This window comes from Chelativorans sp. AA-79, assembly GCF_029457495.1.
Lineage (GTDB): Bacteria > Pseudomonadota > Alphaproteobacteria > Rhizobiales > Rhizobiaceae > Chelativorans.
Window position 1 is genome coordinate 5058021 of record NZ_CP120361.1, and the last position, 16884, is coordinate 5074904.

Annotated in this window: 17 protein-coding genes; all 17 read left to right on the forward strand. The window is 65.7% G+C overall.

From position 1 onward, the window contains the following. Positions 1–59 precede the first annotated feature (59 nt). The 17 genes from PVE73_RS24555 to PVE73_RS24635 all read left to right on the forward strand — a co-directional run bounded on the left by PVE73_RS24555 (position 60) and on the right by PVE73_RS24635 (position 16865). Positions 60–401, forward strand: a complete 342-nt coding sequence (locus PVE73_RS24555) for a hypothetical protein (protein WP_277364747.1) — start codon at positions 60–62, stop codon at positions 399–401. Between the two features lie 106 nt (positions 402–507). Beyond that, positions 508–2640 (forward strand): chromosome partitioning protein ParB, encoded by a 2133-nt coding sequence (locus PVE73_RS24560; protein WP_277364748.1) that lies wholly within the window; start codon positions 508–510, stop codon positions 2638–2640. Between the two features lie 101 nt (positions 2641–2741). Further along, complete coding sequence (locus PVE73_RS24565; protein ID WP_277364749.1) at positions 2742–3218, forward strand: hypothetical protein; 477 nt, start codon at positions 2742–2744, stop codon at positions 3216–3218. A gap of 71 nt (positions 3219–3289) precedes the next feature. Beyond that, positions 3290–3616, forward strand: a complete 327-nt coding sequence (locus PVE73_RS24570; RefSeq protein WP_277364750.1) for a hypothetical protein — start codon at positions 3290–3292, stop codon at positions 3614–3616. Continuing rightward, positions 3613–3909, forward strand: a complete 297-nt coding sequence (locus PVE73_RS24575) for a hypothetical protein (RefSeq protein WP_277364751.1) — start codon at positions 3613–3615, stop codon at positions 3907–3909. The genes PVE73_RS24570 and PVE73_RS24575 overlap by 4 nt, the downstream gene beginning before the upstream one ends. Before the next feature lie 421 nt (positions 3910–4330). Beyond that, positions 4331–4495: a hypothetical protein gene (locus PVE73_RS24580; RefSeq protein WP_254691898.1), complete on the forward strand. Its 165-nt coding sequence runs from the start codon at positions 4331–4333 to the stop codon at positions 4493–4495. A gap of 176 nt (positions 4496–4671) precedes the next feature. Continuing rightward, positions 4672–5040, forward strand: coding sequence for a thermonuclease family protein (locus PVE73_RS24585; protein WP_277364752.1), 369 nt, complete (start codon positions 4672–4674; stop codon positions 5038–5040). Positions 5041–5170: 130 nt separating this feature from the next. After that, complete coding sequence (locus tag PVE73_RS24590; protein ID WP_277364753.1) at positions 5171–5728, forward strand: hypothetical protein; 558 nt, start codon at positions 5171–5173, stop codon at positions 5726–5728. A gap of 69 nt (positions 5729–5797) precedes the next feature. Continuing rightward, complete coding sequence (locus tag PVE73_RS24595; RefSeq protein ID WP_277364754.1) at positions 5798–6214, forward strand: hypothetical protein; 417 nt, start codon at positions 5798–5800, stop codon at positions 6212–6214. Continuing rightward, on the forward strand, positions 6207–6851 hold the full coding sequence (locus PVE73_RS24600) for an antitoxin of toxin-antitoxin stability system (RefSeq protein ID WP_277364755.1): 645 nt from the start codon (positions 6207–6209) through the stop codon (positions 6849–6851). Before PVE73_RS24595 ends, PVE73_RS24600 begins: the two co-directional genes overlap by 8 nt. 159 nt (positions 6852–7010) lie before the next feature. Continuing rightward, complete coding sequence (locus tag PVE73_RS24605) at positions 7011–11360, forward strand: strawberry notch-like NTP hydrolase domain-containing protein (RefSeq protein ID WP_277364756.1); 4350 nt, start codon at positions 7011–7013, stop codon at positions 11358–11360. Beyond that, positions 11360–12403, forward strand: a complete 1044-nt coding sequence (locus PVE73_RS24610; RefSeq protein WP_277364757.1) for a toprim domain-containing protein — start codon at positions 11360–11362, stop codon at positions 12401–12403. Before PVE73_RS24605 ends, PVE73_RS24610 begins: the two co-directional genes overlap by 1 nt. Positions 12404–12741: 338 nt before the next feature. After that, the gene (locus PVE73_RS24615; RefSeq protein ID WP_277364758.1) at positions 12742–13677 is read left to right on the forward strand and encodes a DUF2493 domain-containing protein; all 936 of its coding nucleotides are present in this window, start codon (positions 12742–12744) and stop codon (positions 13675–13677) included. A gap of 161 nt (positions 13678–13838) precedes the next feature. After that, entirely contained in the window at positions 13839–14255 is a 417-nt protein-coding gene (locus PVE73_RS24620; protein WP_277364759.1) for a hypothetical protein, read from the forward strand. 710 nt (positions 14256–14965) lie between these two features. Beyond that, a complete protein-coding gene (locus tag PVE73_RS24625; protein WP_277364760.1) occupies positions 14966–15367 on the forward strand; it encodes a single-stranded DNA-binding protein in 402 nt (133 codons plus the stop codon). Between the two features lie 421 nt (positions 15368–15788). After that, positions 15789–16163, forward strand: a complete 375-nt coding sequence (locus tag PVE73_RS24630; protein WP_277364761.1) for a hypothetical protein — start codon at positions 15789–15791, stop codon at positions 16161–16163. Positions 16164–16616: 453 nt separating this feature from the next. Further along, positions 16617–16865 carry a helix-turn-helix domain-containing protein gene (locus PVE73_RS24635; protein ID WP_198475948.1) on the forward strand — a complete coding sequence of 83 codons (249 nt, stop codon included), beginning with the start codon at positions 16617–16619 and terminating at the stop codon, positions 16863–16865. The last annotated feature ends 19 nt before the right edge of the window (positions 16866–16884 follow it).

Below are 16884 nucleotides of genomic sequence, written 5' to 3' on the forward strand. Positions count from 1 at the left end.
TCCCGCAACCATACCGCGCCCGCTCAGCGGGCCGATGTCCCATCGACATGGAGATCACCATGATGACTCGCGAAACGCTGCGTGCCTCCCTCGCGCGTATGGAGGCTGGTCTTGCCGAGACACGACGCAACCTGGCCTGCGCAGAGCATGCCGTTCGCAAGCGCGCCGAGACAGCGACGATCCAGCGTCGGCCGAAGGCGCGATATTATCATCGCCGGATGAGCCGCTGGACCGGCGCGGACGAGGCGGAATACCTGCGCATTCTCGACTTCCTGCTGGTCGCCGTCGGTCCTGACCTCGAAAGGCTGCGGCGAAAGATCGACCGGCAGGAGGCGGCCATCCAGTCGCTGCGCCGGAAGTATGGCGTCAACGAGGAGCGGCCGCGGCGCCTCGACTGGTGACGCGGTGCCTGCCGCCGGCGGTTCAGAGGAAGAGAGGGGGTGGAGTTTTCGTGACGGATTTAGGGTCGAGAGAGAGGCTTTCGGCGTCCGTCGCGGAGATACCACGATGGCAAGAGCTGCCAAGAAAAAGAAACCCGCCCTCCCGATGATCGAATTCTCGCGGGCGCGGGACATTCCGTTCAACCGGATCAGGCTGTCCGCAGACAACGTGCGCGAAACCGACATCGAGGCGGGCCTTGACGATCTCGCCCATGACATTGAGCGCCGTGAGGATCTGATCCAGGGCATCAATGTCCGCGCCATCCTCGACGAGGACGGCAACGAGACCGGCGATTTCGAGACTCCGGCCGGCGGTCGCCGCTTCCGGGTGATCAGCCGTCTGATCAAGGCTGGGCGCTTCCCCGAGGACGGCCTCGTTCCCTGCATCGTCAAGAAGACCGATGCCAAGACCTCAGCCATCGACGACTCGCTGGCCGAGAACCTGCTGCGCCTCGCCCTACATCCGCTCGACCAGTTCAAGGCGTTCAAGCGGATGTTCGATATGGGCATGTCGAAGGAGGAGATCGCCGACGCCTGGCGGACCACGCCGCGCTACATCATGCAGCGTCTTCGCCTCGCGACCGTCGCGCCATCCCTGCTCGACGCCTATGCGAAGAACGAGATGACGCTGGCGATGCTGGAAGCCTTCACCGTCAACCCCGATCACGAGCGTCAGCAGCAGGTCTGGGAGCGCGTCAGCAATTCCTGGCAGAAGGAACCCTGGCAGATCCGCAGCATGCTGACCGAGACCACGGTTCCGGCCGCCGACAAGCGCGCCCGCTTCATCGGCATTGACGCCTATGAGGCAGCGGGCGGCCCGGTGCTGCGCGATCTCTTCTCCGAGGAGAACGGCGGCTGGTTGCAGGACGTCACGCTTCTCGACCGGCTGGTCGACGAGAAGTTGCGCACCGTCGCCGACGAGATCGCCGGTCAGGGCTGGAAATGGATCGACGCGGCGGTCGAGCTTCCTTACGGCCACACCAACGGCCTGCGCAGGCTGGTCGGCGTGACCCAGGAGCTGACCGACGAGGAGCGCGCCACCCGCGAGGCCCTGCGCGACGAGTATGATGAACTCGAATCGCAGTATGCCGAAGCTGACGATCTGCCCGATGAGGTCGATCAGCGGCTTGCCGAGATCGAGGCTGAGCTGGAAGCTTTCGAGAACCGGCCCGTCACCTTCGCGCCGGAGGATATCGCCCGTGCCGGGGTGTTCGTCAGCCTCGACCGCGAGGGCGGGCTGATCGTCAGCAGCGGCTACGTGCGTCCCGAGGACGAGCAGCCGGAGGCCGTCGACGGCGAGGATGCGGACCCGTCCGATCCCGATGCCGTGCAGCGCGCGGTCATCACCGTCGGCGGCGAGCCGGTCCCCGATGGCGAGGAGGAGGACGAAGATACCGTCAAGCCGCTGCCCGAGCGGTTGGTGACGGATCTGACCGCCTGGCGCACGCTGGCATTGCGCAATGCGCTCGCCGAAAATCCGCACGTCGCCATGACCGCCCTGCTGCACAAGCTGGTTCTCGATACTTTCGAGCGCACCGCCACCTCGGGAACGAGCCTCTATGCCGCCGTGCGTCATATCTATCTTCCCACGGATGCGACCGGGCTCGCCGACAGCGCCGCGGCAAAGATGATCGACGAACGCGGGGATGCCTGGCGGGGCGACATACCCACCGGCGATGACGATCGCCTCTGGCACTGGATCGACGGCCTCGACGATGCGAGTCGTCTCGCATTGCTGGCCCATTGCGTCAGCTTCGGCGTCAACGCGCTTTACGAGCGGCCGAACCCCTACTCGGGCAACGGTATCTCGCAGCACGGTCTCGACCGCCGCATGGCCGAGACCGAACGGCTGGCGCAGGCCACGGGCCTCGATCTCGTCGAAGCGGGCTGGAGGCCCACGGTCGAGAACTATCTGGGCCGCGTGACCAAGACCCGCATCCTCGAAGCGGTCCGCGAAGGCGCCGGTGATCGGGCCGCCGATCTCATCGCGCATCTGAAGAAGGGCGACATGGCGAAGGAGGCCGAACGGCTTCTGGCCGACACTGGCTGGCTGCCGGAGCCTCTGCGCCCTGCCACGGATGCGCAGGCCGTGGACGGCGCGGTCGATCAGGACGAGGACGATGTGGCGCTGCCGGACTTTCTCGCCGCCGATGACGAGGAGGCCGCCCCCGAGACGGCCGCACTCGTCGCTGCCGAGTAATCCGCACCGGCGGGGCGGCCTCGGTCGCCCCGCTTTCCATCCCCTTCCACCTCAAGGCCCGACATCTCGCCGGGCCGTTTTCGTTTCAGGAGACCAGATTCATGTCCGCTTCCCTCATCTTCGACATCGCGCCACTCGGCTCGCTTGTCGCCTATAGCGACGGCCAGCCGAAGCCGCCTGCGCGCTTCACCAAAAAGCTGGCCGCGTGGAAATCCCGCAATGGCGTCGGCCGTCTTGTCCGCAAGACGCCGGGCCGCGAGCGTCCGACCTATACGACCCCGCCATCCTTCACCCTGCATGAGGGTGATTTCGGCGGAGGTGGCATCATCCTGATCACCGTCATGCGCAGCTACGGCATCGACAGCGATCTGCGGTTCCGGGTGATCGAACGCCCGAAGATCGGTCAGGTCCGCGTCCTGCAGGATGTCGGCGAGAACACCGAGTTGCTGCATCTCGCCGAGAACCGCGAGGCCGCGGAGCTCTGGCTGGCCAGGAGCGGCCATAGCCGCGCGCGTCTCGAGGAGATCACCGCCGACGAGGTAGGCGCCGATGCCATCGAGGGTCGCGCCGCCGCGTGACTTGTCGCTTTTCTCATTCACCTGGCCCGCCGTCGAAGGACTGCGGGCCATTTTCATTTCAGGAGAAGACCATGCCGACCGAACCCAAAGTCATCCGACCAGCCCCGCAAAGGGTTTATGTTGCCATTTATGAGCACCGTCATGGCACGGATGTTCGTGTGTTCGCCGATGAGGCCCAGGCCATGTGCTGGCGTACAGGCTTGGCCAAGGAATGGTGGAGCGATGCCTTCGAGGACGATCCTCCGCCCGATGATGCAATCGGCGAGGCATATTTCGAGCGGATGCTGGAGCGCGACGAGTTCTTTTCGACGATGCAGTGCGAGGTCGAAGCCGGCGATCACCGCCCGACCGATCCGGCGGATCTCGGTTCGATCTCCGGCACAGAAAGGTCGGCATGATGACGGTCGATGAAATCTTCGCCGACGACCGCCGCAATCCTCCCTCGGAGCGTTCGCTTCCGTGGGAGGAAACGCGCGGCGGCGTCACCGTCGTCGTGGAACCGAAGCCGCATTGGGCCGAGGACATGCGCGCCTTCCGGCTCGATGCCCGTGAATATTGCCGCTATGCCGACTGGAGCGCCCATGGCCCCCGCACGCGGTTTTACAGTCACATCGATACCTCCGGCGACGGTATGATGCTGAAGGCCCGCACCATGATCGCCCGCGAAATCGCCGATGGTTTCTGGGACTGACCGGCTCTGAAAGCAGCACCTAGCACCGAGCCGTCGGGTATCGCTGCACATGCAGCGATGGATTGAGTTCCAGCTTCACCATAGCGCAGTCCGCTTGTCGTTGCGGAGGAAAGGGTTCCGTCCCCGGCCTGAATCACGTCCTGGAAATCCACCCGGCAACAGGCTGGTGCGGCGAGGCATCCGCAGCGGGTATCCGGCACCTGTCAGAGGTAAGGCACCACCCCCGCTTCCATTCGCAAACCTTGGTCCGTCCGTCTCTTCGTCAATCAACCCACGAGGGGTCGGCTTACGCAAGCGTGCCGCCCTCGCGGATTCGGGAAATGCCCGAACGCGCGAGGGTGATTGCAGATCCGGCCGGACACTTCGGGCGCCTGTCGCGCGGGGGATGGTCCCCCGCCTCCAGAGACAGGAGCCGGAACCCATGTCCTATGCAGATGCCACCGCCTTCGCCGCCAGCCTCGCTACCACCCTGATGGTCGAGATCGTCGTGTTTCAGGCCGGGGACGGAACCCACGGCGCTTGCCCCGCCGCCGAGTTCGACGGCGACGAGGATATGGTGGAGCTGGAACTCGATCCATGGAGCTGAGGCGCGAAAGCACCTCGCCCCGACGGCCCGCTGCCCAGGCGCAGCCGGGCCTTCTTCCCGTCAATCGCCGCCGATTGCCGCTTGCGTGCCGGTCCGCATTGCGATCCCGGCTCGCATCGGAAAGAACGGGCGGCGACCACGCCGATTTCGCTCCTTCAAGATGAAAGCCTTTTGCCATGCTCAGCCACATCGTCGTTTCCGTCCTGCTCTGCACGGCAACCTGCGAACCGGCCGAAGTCCGGGTCTGGGATGGAGATTCCATCCGCGTGGGCCCAACGCGGCAAGCGGAAGCGGTTCGGATCTTCAACATCGATGCCCCCGAGATCGAGGGGCAATGCGCCTCTGAATCCGATCTCGCGCTGCAAGCGAAGACCAGGCTCGCCGATCTCCTGCATGGGCGGCGCGTTGAAATCCTGCGTCAGAGCACGGACCGCTATGGCCGGACCCTGGCGGCGATCCGCGTCGAAGGCCACGACGTCGGCGATATTCTCGTCGGCGAAGGGCTGGCGAGAACCTGGGCTGGACGGCGCGAGCCCTGGTGCTGAGCGTCGGATCATTCCGGCGCAGACCGGAACAATCCTCAATCGCGAAGGAAGAGTGAGAGTGCGGGCCGGTTGGCCGTGACGGGTTGCAGGCGGGAGAGAGGCTTCCGCCGCCCGTCGCGGAGTATTCCCCATGACCCTATCCCGCCAAACTACGTTCGCTCCTATTCGTGAAATTGTCGCGCGGCAGGTGCTGCCCCGGCTGCACCGCGCCCGGAGGCTGCCTCTGCGTATCTCCTGCATCGGCACGGCTCGTTACGATGGTCTCAGTGATGCCGATGGTTTCGACCGCACGGTCGTCATCGGCGAGTGCCCGTCTCCCGACGACGCCATGACCGTCGCCAGCCAGTGCGTCGCGCGCGGCGACGTCCGCGTCGGCTCGGACGATACGCTGCGCTTTCGCCCGCGCATCATGATCATTCAAGACAGCGACCGGGGCCTCGTTCTTGCTGGAGAGGTCCGCGCCCGGATCATTCTCTGGCAGCAACCTGTCGCGTCCGATGCCGAGGCCCGCCGTGTCGTCACCGAAGCCAGCCGGTTACGCGGCACGGCCTTCGCGGCATCCGGGCGCGGCGACACGGTATCCGCGCGCGATTACCGCTACCGCGCCGGCCTGCTCGAGGCGCGACTGGTCGATCCCTTCTGGCGCGAGACCGCCACCGAACTTCAGCGGCTGCCGCAAGCCGCCTGATCACACCAACCAGTTTCCACCCATCCTCGCCCGGCCTCACGCCGGGCTTTGTCGTTTCAGGAGCCTGACATGGCCAACTATTTCACCCATTTCTCCTGCCTGCTCGATGTGGGCACGCCCGAGAACGCCGCCCGCGCGCTCGAACTCTACAACGCGCTGTCCGAGCAAAACGCCGCCGAAGACCCTCCGTCCGAAGGTTTCCTGCTCTCAATCCAGCCCGAGCACGGCGGCACGCAACTCTGGATGCGCGACGACGAAACCGGCGATCCCGAGCATGTCATCCAGTTCGTCAAACGCTGCGCCGCCGCGTTCGGGTTGACCGGACTCTGGGGGTTTCAATACGCAACCACCTGTTCGCAGGCGCGGGTGAACGCCTTCGGCGGCGGCGCGCACGCCCTCGATCTCGCCACCGGCGAGACCGTGGACTGGATTTTCAGCGGCAGTTGGCTGGAGATCGTTCTGGACGGAGGCGATCCCTATGCCTGAGATCATCGAAACCACCGTCTATCGGCTCAACGAGCTTTCCGACGAGGCGAAGGACAAGGCCCGTGCTTGGTATCGCGAGGGAGGCTTCGACTACGACTGGTATGATGCGGTCTATGAGGATTTCCAGCAGATCGCGGAAATCCTGGGTGTCCGCTTCAAGACCCGCACCGTTCGCCTTATGGGCGGTGGGTCGCGTCAGGAGCCGCGCATCTTCTTCTCGGGCTTCTGGTCGCAAGGCGATGGCGCCTGCTTCGAGGGCTACTATTCTTACCGGAAAAACGCCACGGCCGAGATCCGATCCTATGCGCCGCAGGACAGGATTCTGCATGGCATCGCCGATGCCCTTCGGAGCGTCCAGCGGCGCAATTTCTACCAGCTTCGCGCCGAGGCTACGCATCGCGGCCATTACCACCACGAATATTGCATGGCGATCTCGGTCGAGCGCGACAGCCCGACGTGGCAGGACATGACCGCCGATGCCGAGGAAGTCGTCATCGAGGCGCTGCGCGATCTGGCCCGCTGGCTCTATCGCCAGCTTGAGCGCGAATACGAATACCTGACCTCGGATGAGGCGGTCGATGAGACGATCGCCGCCAACGACTACACCTTCACCGAGACAGGACGCCGTTTCGGCTGATTTCGACAAGCGCCCCGCCTGACGGCCGGGCGCTTGTTTCATGCCTGCTGTCGCCTCGGATTGAGAGGGAGAGTGGGGCCGGAAGGGAATTGAGCCGGTGCGGTCGAGAGAGAGCGCCGCTTAGGCTCGATCTCTTTCCGCTCTCCCGAGGAATCCCCGATGAACATGATTTCCGCATCCGCGGCGGCATCCGCTACCGCGCCGCTTTCGCGCGACCAGGACGCCGAGACCGCAGCCTGCATCTTCGCCGCCGCCGGTCTGCTGCTGCCGCATCTCGAACGCGGCCAGCGCGTCGATGCCGCCACGTTGCGCGGCGCCATGGAAGCGGGTTTCGGCGTGTCCGATGCCACCGGCGCATGGACCTGGAAGACCGCCTATGACGCCTGCGAGGCTGCGACGGTCCTGTTCCTGCGCAAATACGGCAACGTGCTTTTCCGCAAAGCCGGATCTCCGGCCACGATCCTGCCGCAGCTCGACAAGATTGCCGGGCTCCTGCCGACCCACACCCGGCGTTCCGAGGAAGCCCAGACCTTTCAGCAGTTCTCCACCCCGATCCCGCTCGGCTTCGCGGCAGTGACGGCGGCGGCGATCACCCCCGCCGACCGGGTGCTGGAACCCTCGGCCGGCACCGGGCTCCTCGCCATCCTGGCCGAGATCGCCGGCGGCTCCTTGCTGCTCAACGAACTCGCGGAGACCCGCGCCGGTCTCTTGTCTTCCCTCTTTCCGGCCCTTTCCGTCACCCGCTTCGACGCGGCCCAGATCGACGATCATCTCGATCCCGGCCTTGTCCCGACCGTGGTGCTGATGAACCCGCCGTTCTCGGTCGTGGCCAATGTCGAGGGCCGGATGGCCGATGCCGCCTTCCGCCATGTCGCCTCGGCGCTGGCGCGCCTCGCACCCGGCGGGCGGCTCGTGACCATCACGGGCGCGAGCTTTGCCTCCGATAATTCGGCATGGACCGCCTCCTGGACCCGGTTGCAGGAACGGGGCCGCGTGGTCTTCTCCGCTGCCGTCGATGGTTCGGTCTATGCCAAGCACGGCACCACCATCGACACACGGCTGACCGTCATCGACAAGCTGCCCGCCGAAGATGCGGCGGTGTTCCCGACCGCGCCCGGTGTGGCGTCGGATGTCGCCACCCTGGTGGGCTGGCTGGCGGAGCAGCTTCCGGCCCGGCTTCCCGTCGATCCCGGCCTGGCCGTGCCGGCCGCACGGCCTGCCGCGCCCCGCACCGTGCGCGGCTATGTCAACCGCGCCGCGCGATCCGCGCCCGCCGCGCCGCTGTCCGAGCCGGAGGGTGTTCCGCTCGCCTTTGAGACCGTGGATTGGGAACCGGCTGAGGACGGTCGCCTCTCCGACGCGATCTATGAGGAATACGGTCTCCAGACCATCCGCATCGCTGGGGCGCAGGCGCATCCGACCCAGCTCGTGCAGTCGGCCTCGATGGCGAGCATCGCGCCGCCGAAGCCGAACTACCGGCCGATGCTGCCGAAGGACATTCTCGGCAAGCTGTCCGAGGCGCAGTTGGAAACCGTGATCTATGCCGGCGAGGCCCATGCGGGATACCTCGCCGGGGGCTGGACGGTCGATGACACGCTCGACAATCTCTCCGCCGCGCCGGAGGACGCCACGAATGCCATCCGTTTCCGCCAAGGGTTCATGATCGGGGACGGCACCGGCGTCGGCAAGGGCCGGGAATCCGCCGCCATCATCCTCGATAACTGGATGCAGGGGCGGCGCAAGGCGGTCTGGATCTCGAAATCCGACAAGCTGCTGGAGGATGCGCAGCGCGACTGGTCGGCCCTCGGCATGGAGCGCCTGCTGGTCACGCCGCTGTCGCGTTTCCCGCAGGGCAAGCCGATCACCCTGAACGAAGGCATCCTATTTCTAACCTATGCCACGCTGCGCTCCGACGACCGCGGAGAAAGGGTTTCCAGGGTCAGGCAGATCGTCGAATGGTTAGGCTCCGATTTCGATGGAGTGATCATTTTCGACGAGGCGCATGCCATGGCCAACGCGGCAGGCGGCAAGGGAGAACGCGGCGATGTCGCCGCCAGCCAGCAGGGCCGTGCCGGGCTGCGCCTCCAGCACGCCCTGCCGCAGGCCCGCGTGGTCTATGTCTCGGCCACCGGCGCCACCACCGTCCACAACCTCGCCTATGCGCAGCGGCTCGGCCTCTGGGGCGGCGAGGATTTTCCGTTCTCGACCCGCGCCGAGTTCGTCGAGGCGATCGAGGCCGGCGGCGTCGCGGCCATGGAGGTTCTGGCCCGCGACCTGCGCGCGCTTGGCCTCTACACCGCCCGCTCGCTGTCCTTCAAAGGCGTCGAATACGAGTTGCTCGACCATGAACTGACGCCGGAGCAGGTCCGCATCTACGACAGCTATGCCGATGCCTTCAGCGTCATCCACAACAATCTCGATGCGGCGATGCAGGCCGCCAATATCACCGGCAGCGACGGCGGTTCCGGCACGTTGAACCGGCAGGCCAAATCTGCGGCGCGCTCGGCCTTCGAGAGCGCGAAGCAACGGTTTTTCGGCCATTTGCTCACGTCCATGAAAACCCCGACGCTGATCCGCTCGATCACCAGCGATCTGGAGACGGGACATTCCTCCGTCATCCAGATCGTCTCGACCGGCGAGGCGCTGATGGAACGGCGGCTGGCGGAGATCCCCACCGAGGAATGGAGCGATCTGAAAATGGACCTGTCGCCGCGCGAATACGTCCTGGACTATCTCGCCCATTCCTTCCCGGTCCAGCTCTACGAGCCGTTCACGGATTCGGAGGGCAATCTGTCCTCGCGCCCGGTTTATCGCGACGGCCAGCCGGTCGAGAGCCGCGAGGCCGTGGCCCGGCGGGACGAGATGATCGCCAGCCTTGCCAGCCTGCCGCCGGTCCCCGGCGCGCTGGACCAGATCATCCAGCATTTCGGGACCGACACGGTGGCCGAGGTGACGGGGCGCTCGCGGCGCGTCGTACGCAAGCGCAGCGTCACCATCGACCGCTTGGTGGTGGAGAACCGCGCGGGTTCGGCGAACCTCGCGGAAACCCAAGCCTTCATGGACGATGCCAAGCGCGTGCTGGTGTTCAGTGACGCCGGCGGCACGGGCCGGTCGTATCACGCCGAAATGTCGGCGAAGAACACCCGGTTGCGCGTCCATTACCTGCTTGAAGCGGGCTGGAAGGCCGATGCCGCCATCCAGGGGCTCGGCCGGACGCACCGCACCAACCAGGCGCAGCCGCCGCTATTCAGGCCGATCTCGACCAACGTGAAAGCCGAGAAGCGTTTCCTCTCGACCATCGCCCGCCGCCTCGACACGCTGGGCGCGATCACGCGCGGCCAGCGCCAGACCGGCGGCCAGGGCCTGTTCCGGCCTGAGGACAATCTGGAATCGCACTACGCGCGCGACGCCCTGCGCCAACTCTACCTGCTGCTCGTGCGCGGCAAGGTCGAGGGATGCTCGTTGGAGCGGTTCGAGGCTGCCACCGGCCTGAAGCTGATGGACAGCAATGGCATTAAGGACGATCTGCCCGCCATCACGACCTTCCTCAACCGGCTGCTGGCGCTGACCATCGAGCTTCAGGGCGTGCTCTTCTCCGCCTTCGAGCAGCTTCTGACGGCGCGGATCGAGGGCGCCATTGCCTCCGGCACCTATGACGCCGGGCTGGAGACTTTGCGGGCAGAATCGTTTGTCGTCACCGACCGGCAGGTGATCTACACCCATCCCCGCACCGGGGCCGAGACCAGCCTGCTGACCATTACCGAGCGCAGGCGCAACCGGCCGGTGACGCTCGATGCGGCCCTGGCCGAACTCGATGACCCGCGCGCGAAGCTGCTGATCAACGAGCGCTCGGGCCGGGCGGCGGTGCAGATCCCCACGACCAGCGTGATGCTGGACGATGGCGAGATCGAGCGCCGCGTTCGCCTCATCCGGCCGATGGAGGCGCAGAACGTCCCGGTCAGGATGATGGGCGAAACCCATTGGGTCGAGGCCGACCGGGACGCTTTCGCTGCGGCCTGGGAGGCCGAGGTTGCAGAAGTGCCCGAGTTTGCCGACTCCACCCTGCATATGGTGACGGGCCTTTTGCTGCCGATCTGGAAGCGGCTGCCCAACGACTCCACCCGCGTCTACCGGCTCCAGACAGACGCGGGCGAGCGCATCATTGGCCGCAAGGTCTCCCCGGCCTGGGCCGCGAACGCGACCACGACCGGGATCACCAAGGTTACGCCGGAGGATGCCTTCGCGGCGCTGATGGAAGGCAGGACGATCCTCGATCTCGCTGAGGGCCTCCAGCTTCGCCGGGTCCGCGTCATGGGGGTGAACCGCATCGAGCTTTCCGGCTTCACCGACACCATGCGCCAGCGGCTCACGGCCTATGGCCTGTTCCACGAGATCATCTCCTGGAAGCTGCGCATGTTCGTGCCCGTCGATGCCAGCGGCCCGGCGATCCTCGGCAAGCTGCTTGATCGCTGGCCGGTCGAACGCATCGGCGAGCGGGAGGCAGCCTGATGCCGCGTCACGACGCATCTGAACTGGCGACCCGTCTCGGCCGAGAGGCCGAGGCGGTCTGCCGCCACTATCTGTCGTCCGGCCACCGCGCCGGGCGGTACTGGCTGGTCGGCGATGTGCAGAATACGCCAGGGCGCTCCATGTTCGTCCGCCTCGCCGGACCGGAAGCTGGCAAGGGCGCAGCAGGAAAATGGACCGATATGGCCACCGGGGAACATGGCGATCTGCTCGACGTCATCCGCGAGGCGCTCGGTCTGGTCGACTTCAGAGACGTGGCCGAGGAAGCGCGCCGTTTCCTCGCCCTCCCGCATCCCGAACCGGAAAAGACGAGAACGCCGACCGGCAACACATCCAGCAGCGCGCCCGGTTCGCCTGAAGCGTCGCGCCGCCTCTTCGCCATGGCGCAGCCGATCCACGGCACCCTTGCGGAGATCTACCTACGCGGGCGGGGGATCACCTCCCTCTCGGACGCCGCCGCGCTGCGTTACCATCCCCGGTGCTATTACAGGCCCGACGAGCATTCGCCCACCGAGATCAGGCCGGCGCTCGTTGCCGCCGTCACCGATCTCTCCGGCCGTCAGACCGGCGCGCACCGCACCTGGCTCGCCCCGGACGGGTCCGGCAAGGCGGCAGTCGAAACACCGCGGCGGGCGATGGGCGACCTTCTCGGCCACGCTGTCCGCTTCGGCACCGCCGCTGAGGTGCTCGCCGCCGGCGAGGGCATCGAGACCGTGCTGTCGCCCCGTCAGGTTCTCCCCCATATGCCGATGCTGGCGGCGCTTTCGGCCGCTCACCTCGCCGCCATCCTGTTCCCACTGAGCCTGCGCCGGCTCTATGTCGTCAGGGACCGCGACCCGGCCGGGGACGGTGCAAGAGACGGCCTGGTTGCCAGAGCAGCGAGCTTCGGGATCGAGGCGATATCGCTCACGCCGCTCAACGGCGATTTCAACGATGATCTGCGACGCCACGGCGCCGATGCCCTCAGGGCGGCCCTGAAGAACCAGCTTCATCCCGAAGACGTCCGCCGTTTCATGGAGGGGTGACACCATGATCGGTCCCGGAGGCGCGGCCCAGCTTCGCCCCCTGCCGGTTTCGGTCTCAGGTCATCGCCAGGAGCATCCTTCGTCGGAGAGTCCCGCGCCCACGGCCTTCTGAGAGGGCGATCGGCGCACAAACGGGCCGGGCAGGCAATGGCCGGGTTTGGACTATTTTCCGCCGGCGGGGACGAGCCCCGCCTTTGCATCGCGAAAGTCAAAATAGTCCACCCCCGGCCATCAAGGCCCTCGCGGAGCGGGCGAGGGCTGCCAACCCGTCCCGCCCGTGCGCTTCGACGCCTGCGAAGGCCGCGATGGGCGCGGTCTCCAGACGAAGGACGCTCCCGATGGAAAACGAAACCGAATATGCAGGGGCCGAGCCGGTCCACACCTCCTCCCAGACCGATCACGCCCTCACCGAGCTCCAGCTCTACGGCTGGCGTCCCTTCCAGGACGAACCCGATCCCCGGCCGCTGCCCGAGGGCAATACCGTCGCCGCGGCCGTCACAGACATCTTCGACGCCCTGGTCGCGACCCTCAGTGACACCCGCCTCGAGCCCGATCTCGAAGAGCTGCTCTGGGGGACCGTCAATCTCTTCCACCGCGCCACCAGCCGGGTGGAGCGCGATCTCGACGATAACGAGCAGGCGCAGCGCCGGATGCAGCGGGAACAGGACGGCAGTGAGGTGAAGTCGGTCGAACTCGAACGCCTCACGGCCGAGGGGCAGACCCTGATCGAGCGGCGCGCCAGCATGGAACTCTTCCGCGACCTCGCCGCCGAGGCTTTCGAGCACCACACCGGCAGTGCCTGGCGGCCGCGCAGCGGCTCGATGGTCAACCATCGCAACCTGACCGCCGCGATGATCGACAGCCGCGACTTCCTCGCGGCGAAGCGCCGGGCCGAGACCGAGGTGATGCTGCCCGCCGGCCCGAAGGTGGCCGTGACCGGCGGCGCGGACTTCAACGACCACCGGCTGATCTGGGCGAAGCTCGATCAGGTCCATGCCAAGCACCCCGAGATGGTGCTGCTGCACGGCGGCTCGCCGAAGGGCGCGGAATTGATCGCCTCCCGCTGGGCCGATCACCGTAAGGTGCCGCAGGTCGCCTTCCGGCCCGACTGGACGAAGCATGGCAAGGCCGCGCCCTTCAAGCGCAACGATGCCATGCTGGACGTGCTGCCGGTCGGCGTCCTCGTCTTCCCCGGCACCGGAATTCAAGAGAACTTCGCGGACAAGGCCCGCAAGCTCGGCATCCCGGTCATGAAGTTTGACGGCGGGGCGTAAGCCCCGCCGTTCGGCGGCTTTCAGCCGCCGAACCTTGACAGAAAACTACGCCGGGCATTTGATGGAGCATCCTTGAAGAACCGGCGAAGCAGCATAGTCGCAGGCAGAGCGTATCTCCCGGTAGCCTGTTGTGATCCTCAACCGTTCTGCTGGAGGTTTCCATGACGTTGATTCTGCTTGCCATCTCCTTGACCATCACGGCCTGCGTGATCGCCTGGAATCTCGCGATCTATGCCTTGCCCGTCATGGCCGCGATCACCGCTGCGCAATATGCCTGGGGTGCCGGAGCGGGCGTTCTAATGTCCGGCTTCGCCGCCATAGGAGCGGCATTGCTATCGGTGGCTCTCGTGATCGTCGTTCTCGGCTTCGCGAAGAATCCGGTTCTGCGGCTGATCGCACTTGCTCTTTTCGCCGTGCCTGCCGTCATCGCTGGCTATGCGCTGGTCTATGGCATCACGAAGAACGCCATCGACTCGACTGTTTTGCTCAATCTGCTCGGCGGCATGGGCGGCCTCGTCATCGGCATCTCGGCCATCGTCAATCTGAACGCCCTCGGCGAGTCCGTGTTCTCGCGCTGAAACGGCGGCCGTGATCGTCGATTCCAGTGGGGAAAACCCGGCGGCTTGCGCCGCAAGGTTCCGGCTGTCCGCTCGAACGTCGGGCGTCCATGTCATCGCTGTCCTGGCCCCATCGTTCTCGGTCTGCTTCGCCCGGTTTGGAAATCGGTCAGCAGCATGAATCCCACACCCGTAGCGCTCGACTCCCGCAGCATCGGTGCTTCGTTCCGGGAGTTCAGCCACGAACACCTTCATTGCCGCTCTCGCAATCCAGCGGGACCGGCCTCCGCTGTCGAAGCCGGGGCAATGCCCTGCCGCGCCCGGAAATCCGATAGCTGCTTCGTTCTCATCCCGGACGACGCGCCTTCCTGCGGCAAGCGCGAGGGCGGCCCGGAACGCGAAGGCGGGTGGGCCGGTGCTGTGCCGAATGGTCCGGGTCTCGGGGGCTGTCTGGTCGCTGTCGCCAGCAAGGACGATGGCTCTGCTGTGCATCCCCATTTTGCTCTCGAAGGCACCAATCCCTCCGCCTGACTGATCCCCTAAGTCCGTTCGCTTTCCACCAGCAACCCCCGCGGCTCCCAGCCGTGTTGCCGCGCGGAGCGCGGCTGCCCGCCCCACCTGGGGCCTTAGGGGCAAGCTGCCGCCAGGGCGGCAGTTGCGGGAGTCTCCCGACGGCCTTGGCCGGGTCTCGTCGGAGGGATGGTCCCTCCGAGAAGCAACGGAGACTTACAATGCAGAACATCGTCATCCTCGCCGGCAACATCGGTCAGGCCCCCGAAACCCGCACCACCCAGGGCGGCACCGGCATCACCCACTTCACCCTGGCCACCTCGCGCCCCCGCTACTCGGAAGGCCGTGTCGTCCGCGATGAGAACGGCTATCGGGTCCAGGACACGGAATGGCACCGCATCACCTGCTTCAACGGCCTCGGCAAGACGATCCAGCAGCATTGCGACAAGGGCATGAAGGTTCTGGTTCGCGGCCGCATCCACTACACGAAATGGACCGATCAGCAGGGCGTTGACCGCTATGGCTGCGAGATCATCGCCGAGACGGTGGATTTCCTGAGCCGGGCGAAGCAGACCGAGAACGATGACGGCAAGTTCATCGACGACGAAGACATCCCGTTCTGAGCGGGAAGTCCGGAACCCGGCGGCGCAAGCCGCCGGGTTTTCCCATGTTCGCGCCGAATCGCTTGATGAAGGGGGGCAAGCCGCCCCTCTCAAACTCTCCCCATGAAGGAAGGGCAAAGCCCCTCCTTCAAACATCCTCCCATGGAAGGGGGTGTTACACCCCCTTCCAAACCATCCCCATTCCGATATTGACGCGGCCCCTGGTCGGGGCCGCGGGCTCTTCTCTCACTGACTTCGGATCATACACCAGCCACTCCGGCGTCAAGGACATCGCGGTTCCCCCAATTTTCAGCCGCCGCCCATAGGGCGTCGCCAGAAAATCGGCTCCCCCGCTCGCCGCCGTTGGCGGTCGCTCCGCGATCCCTGACCCCTCGCGGCTACGGTGTCCGCTCCTCTCGTCAGCGAGAGAAAGGAGCATGACATGAATAAATACAAATACATCAGCATCGACGGCGGCAGCGCGGCTTACTGGCGTGAGCGCAGACATGCCTTCGGGCTTATCCGCGAAGCCGAGTTGGTGGCGAAGGAACTGGCCGAGGCACCGATGTATCTGCATGGAGGCTACGACGAGGACGGCGATGTGATCCCTATCGAGAACCTCGGTCCGCACGATGACATGGATGACGCGATCCGGGCCATCGAGGCCGACCCGACCGCGGTGAGCATCCTCCTCGCACAAGGCCGCACGCACATTGGCGGACATAAGATCGGGGCGGTGATCCGGGCACTGGAACCAGACTGGGGAGGCATCGAGGACCCGGAGAGCAATCCGCTCTGGGGACCGGATACCGACTGAGCCTGCGACGAGAGGCGGCGAAAGCCGCCTCTCGTCTTTGCTTCGTTGGCAACAGCCCTGGCGGCCGGATCGACCGGCCACCAGGGCTGATGAAAGGGGGGCAAGCCACCCCTCTCAAACTCTCCCCATGAAGGAAGGGCAAAGCCCCTCCTTCAAACATCCTCCCCAAGGGAAGGGCCGAGGCCCCTCCCTTGAACCCTCCCATGGGAAGGAGGCGACGGTTCCCTCGCCCTCCTTCCCAAACCCATCCTCCTCTCCCTGAGCCTGCGGTGTCGCTTTCTCCGCGCGAAATATGTGCGGATCTTCGGCGACCGAATCAGATGTCGGGCAAGGAGAGGAAATCTCGCTGTAAAAGGCAGTTCTGCCCCGATTCCGGGTGGCGCTCGATCCAAGAACGACTAAAATAGTCGTAGTTCTGGAGTGCGTGCAGGTCTCGGTGGGAGGTGATCATGTATGATCACCGCCCGACAATCACGGGCCGCGCGTGCGTTGCTGGGTTGGACACAGGAGACGCTCGCTGACAAGGCCCGAGTATCGCTGACCGCGCTTAAACGCCTCGAATCCGAGAACCGGCTTGAGGTGTTTGAGTCCACTCGCGATGAAGTGCGCCGCGCACTCGAGGCCGCCGGGATCGTTCTCCTGTCGACGGACAAGGGCGAAGGGGTGTTGCTCCTGCATGACAGGATCGATGCCCAAAGGTAGCGTCGCGGCCTGGGCGTTG

Excerpts from the sequence above, each read along its gene's own strand:
- PVE73_RS24555 (WP_277364747.1), top strand. The coding sequence starts at position 60 with ATGATGACTCGCGAAACGCTGCGTGCCTCCCTCGCGCGTATGGAGGCT.
- PVE73_RS24560 (WP_277364748.1), top strand. The coding sequence starts at position 508 with ATGGCAAGAGCTGCCAAGAAAAAGAAACCCGCCCTCCCGATGATCGAA.
- PVE73_RS24565 (WP_277364749.1), top strand. The coding sequence starts at position 2,742 with ATGTCCGCTTCCCTCATCTTCGACATCGCGCCACTCGGCTCGCTTGTC.
- PVE73_RS24570 (WP_277364750.1), top strand. The coding sequence starts at position 3,290 with ATGCCGACCGAACCCAAAGTCATCCGACCAGCCCCGCAAAGGGTTTAT.
- PVE73_RS24575 (WP_277364751.1), top strand. The coding sequence starts at position 3,613 with ATGATGACGGTCGATGAAATCTTCGCCGACGACCGCCGCAATCCTCCC.
- PVE73_RS24580 (WP_254691898.1), top strand. The coding sequence starts at position 4,331 with ATGTCCTATGCAGATGCCACCGCCTTCGCCGCCAGCCTCGCTACCACC.
- PVE73_RS24585 (WP_277364752.1), top strand. The coding sequence starts at position 4,672 with ATGCTCAGCCACATCGTCGTTTCCGTCCTGCTCTGCACGGCAACCTGC.
- PVE73_RS24590 (WP_277364753.1), top strand. The coding sequence starts at position 5,171 with ATGACCCTATCCCGCCAAACTACGTTCGCTCCTATTCGTGAAATTGTC.
- PVE73_RS24595 (WP_277364754.1), top strand. The coding sequence starts at position 5,798 with ATGGCCAACTATTTCACCCATTTCTCCTGCCTGCTCGATGTGGGCACG.
- PVE73_RS24600 (WP_277364755.1), top strand. The coding sequence starts at position 6,207 with ATGCCTGAGATCATCGAAACCACCGTCTATCGGCTCAACGAGCTTTCC.
- PVE73_RS24605 (WP_277364756.1), top strand. The coding sequence starts at position 7,011 with ATGAACATGATTTCCGCATCCGCGGCGGCATCCGCTACCGCGCCGCTT.
- PVE73_RS24610 (WP_277364757.1), top strand. The coding sequence starts at position 11,360 with ATGCCGCGTCACGACGCATCTGAACTGGCGACCCGTCTCGGCCGAGAG.
- PVE73_RS24615 (WP_277364758.1), top strand. The coding sequence starts at position 12,742 with ATGGAAAACGAAACCGAATATGCAGGGGCCGAGCCGGTCCACACCTCC.
- PVE73_RS24620 (WP_277364759.1), top strand. The coding sequence starts at position 13,839 with ATGACGTTGATTCTGCTTGCCATCTCCTTGACCATCACGGCCTGCGTG.
- PVE73_RS24625 (WP_277364760.1), top strand. The coding sequence starts at position 14,966 with ATGCAGAACATCGTCATCCTCGCCGGCAACATCGGTCAGGCCCCCGAA.
- PVE73_RS24630 (WP_277364761.1), top strand. The coding sequence starts at position 15,789 with ATGAATAAATACAAATACATCAGCATCGACGGCGGCAGCGCGGCTTAC.
- PVE73_RS24635 (WP_198475948.1), top strand. The coding sequence starts at position 16,617 with ATGATCACCGCCCGACAATCACGGGCCGCGCGTGCGTTGCTGGGTTGG.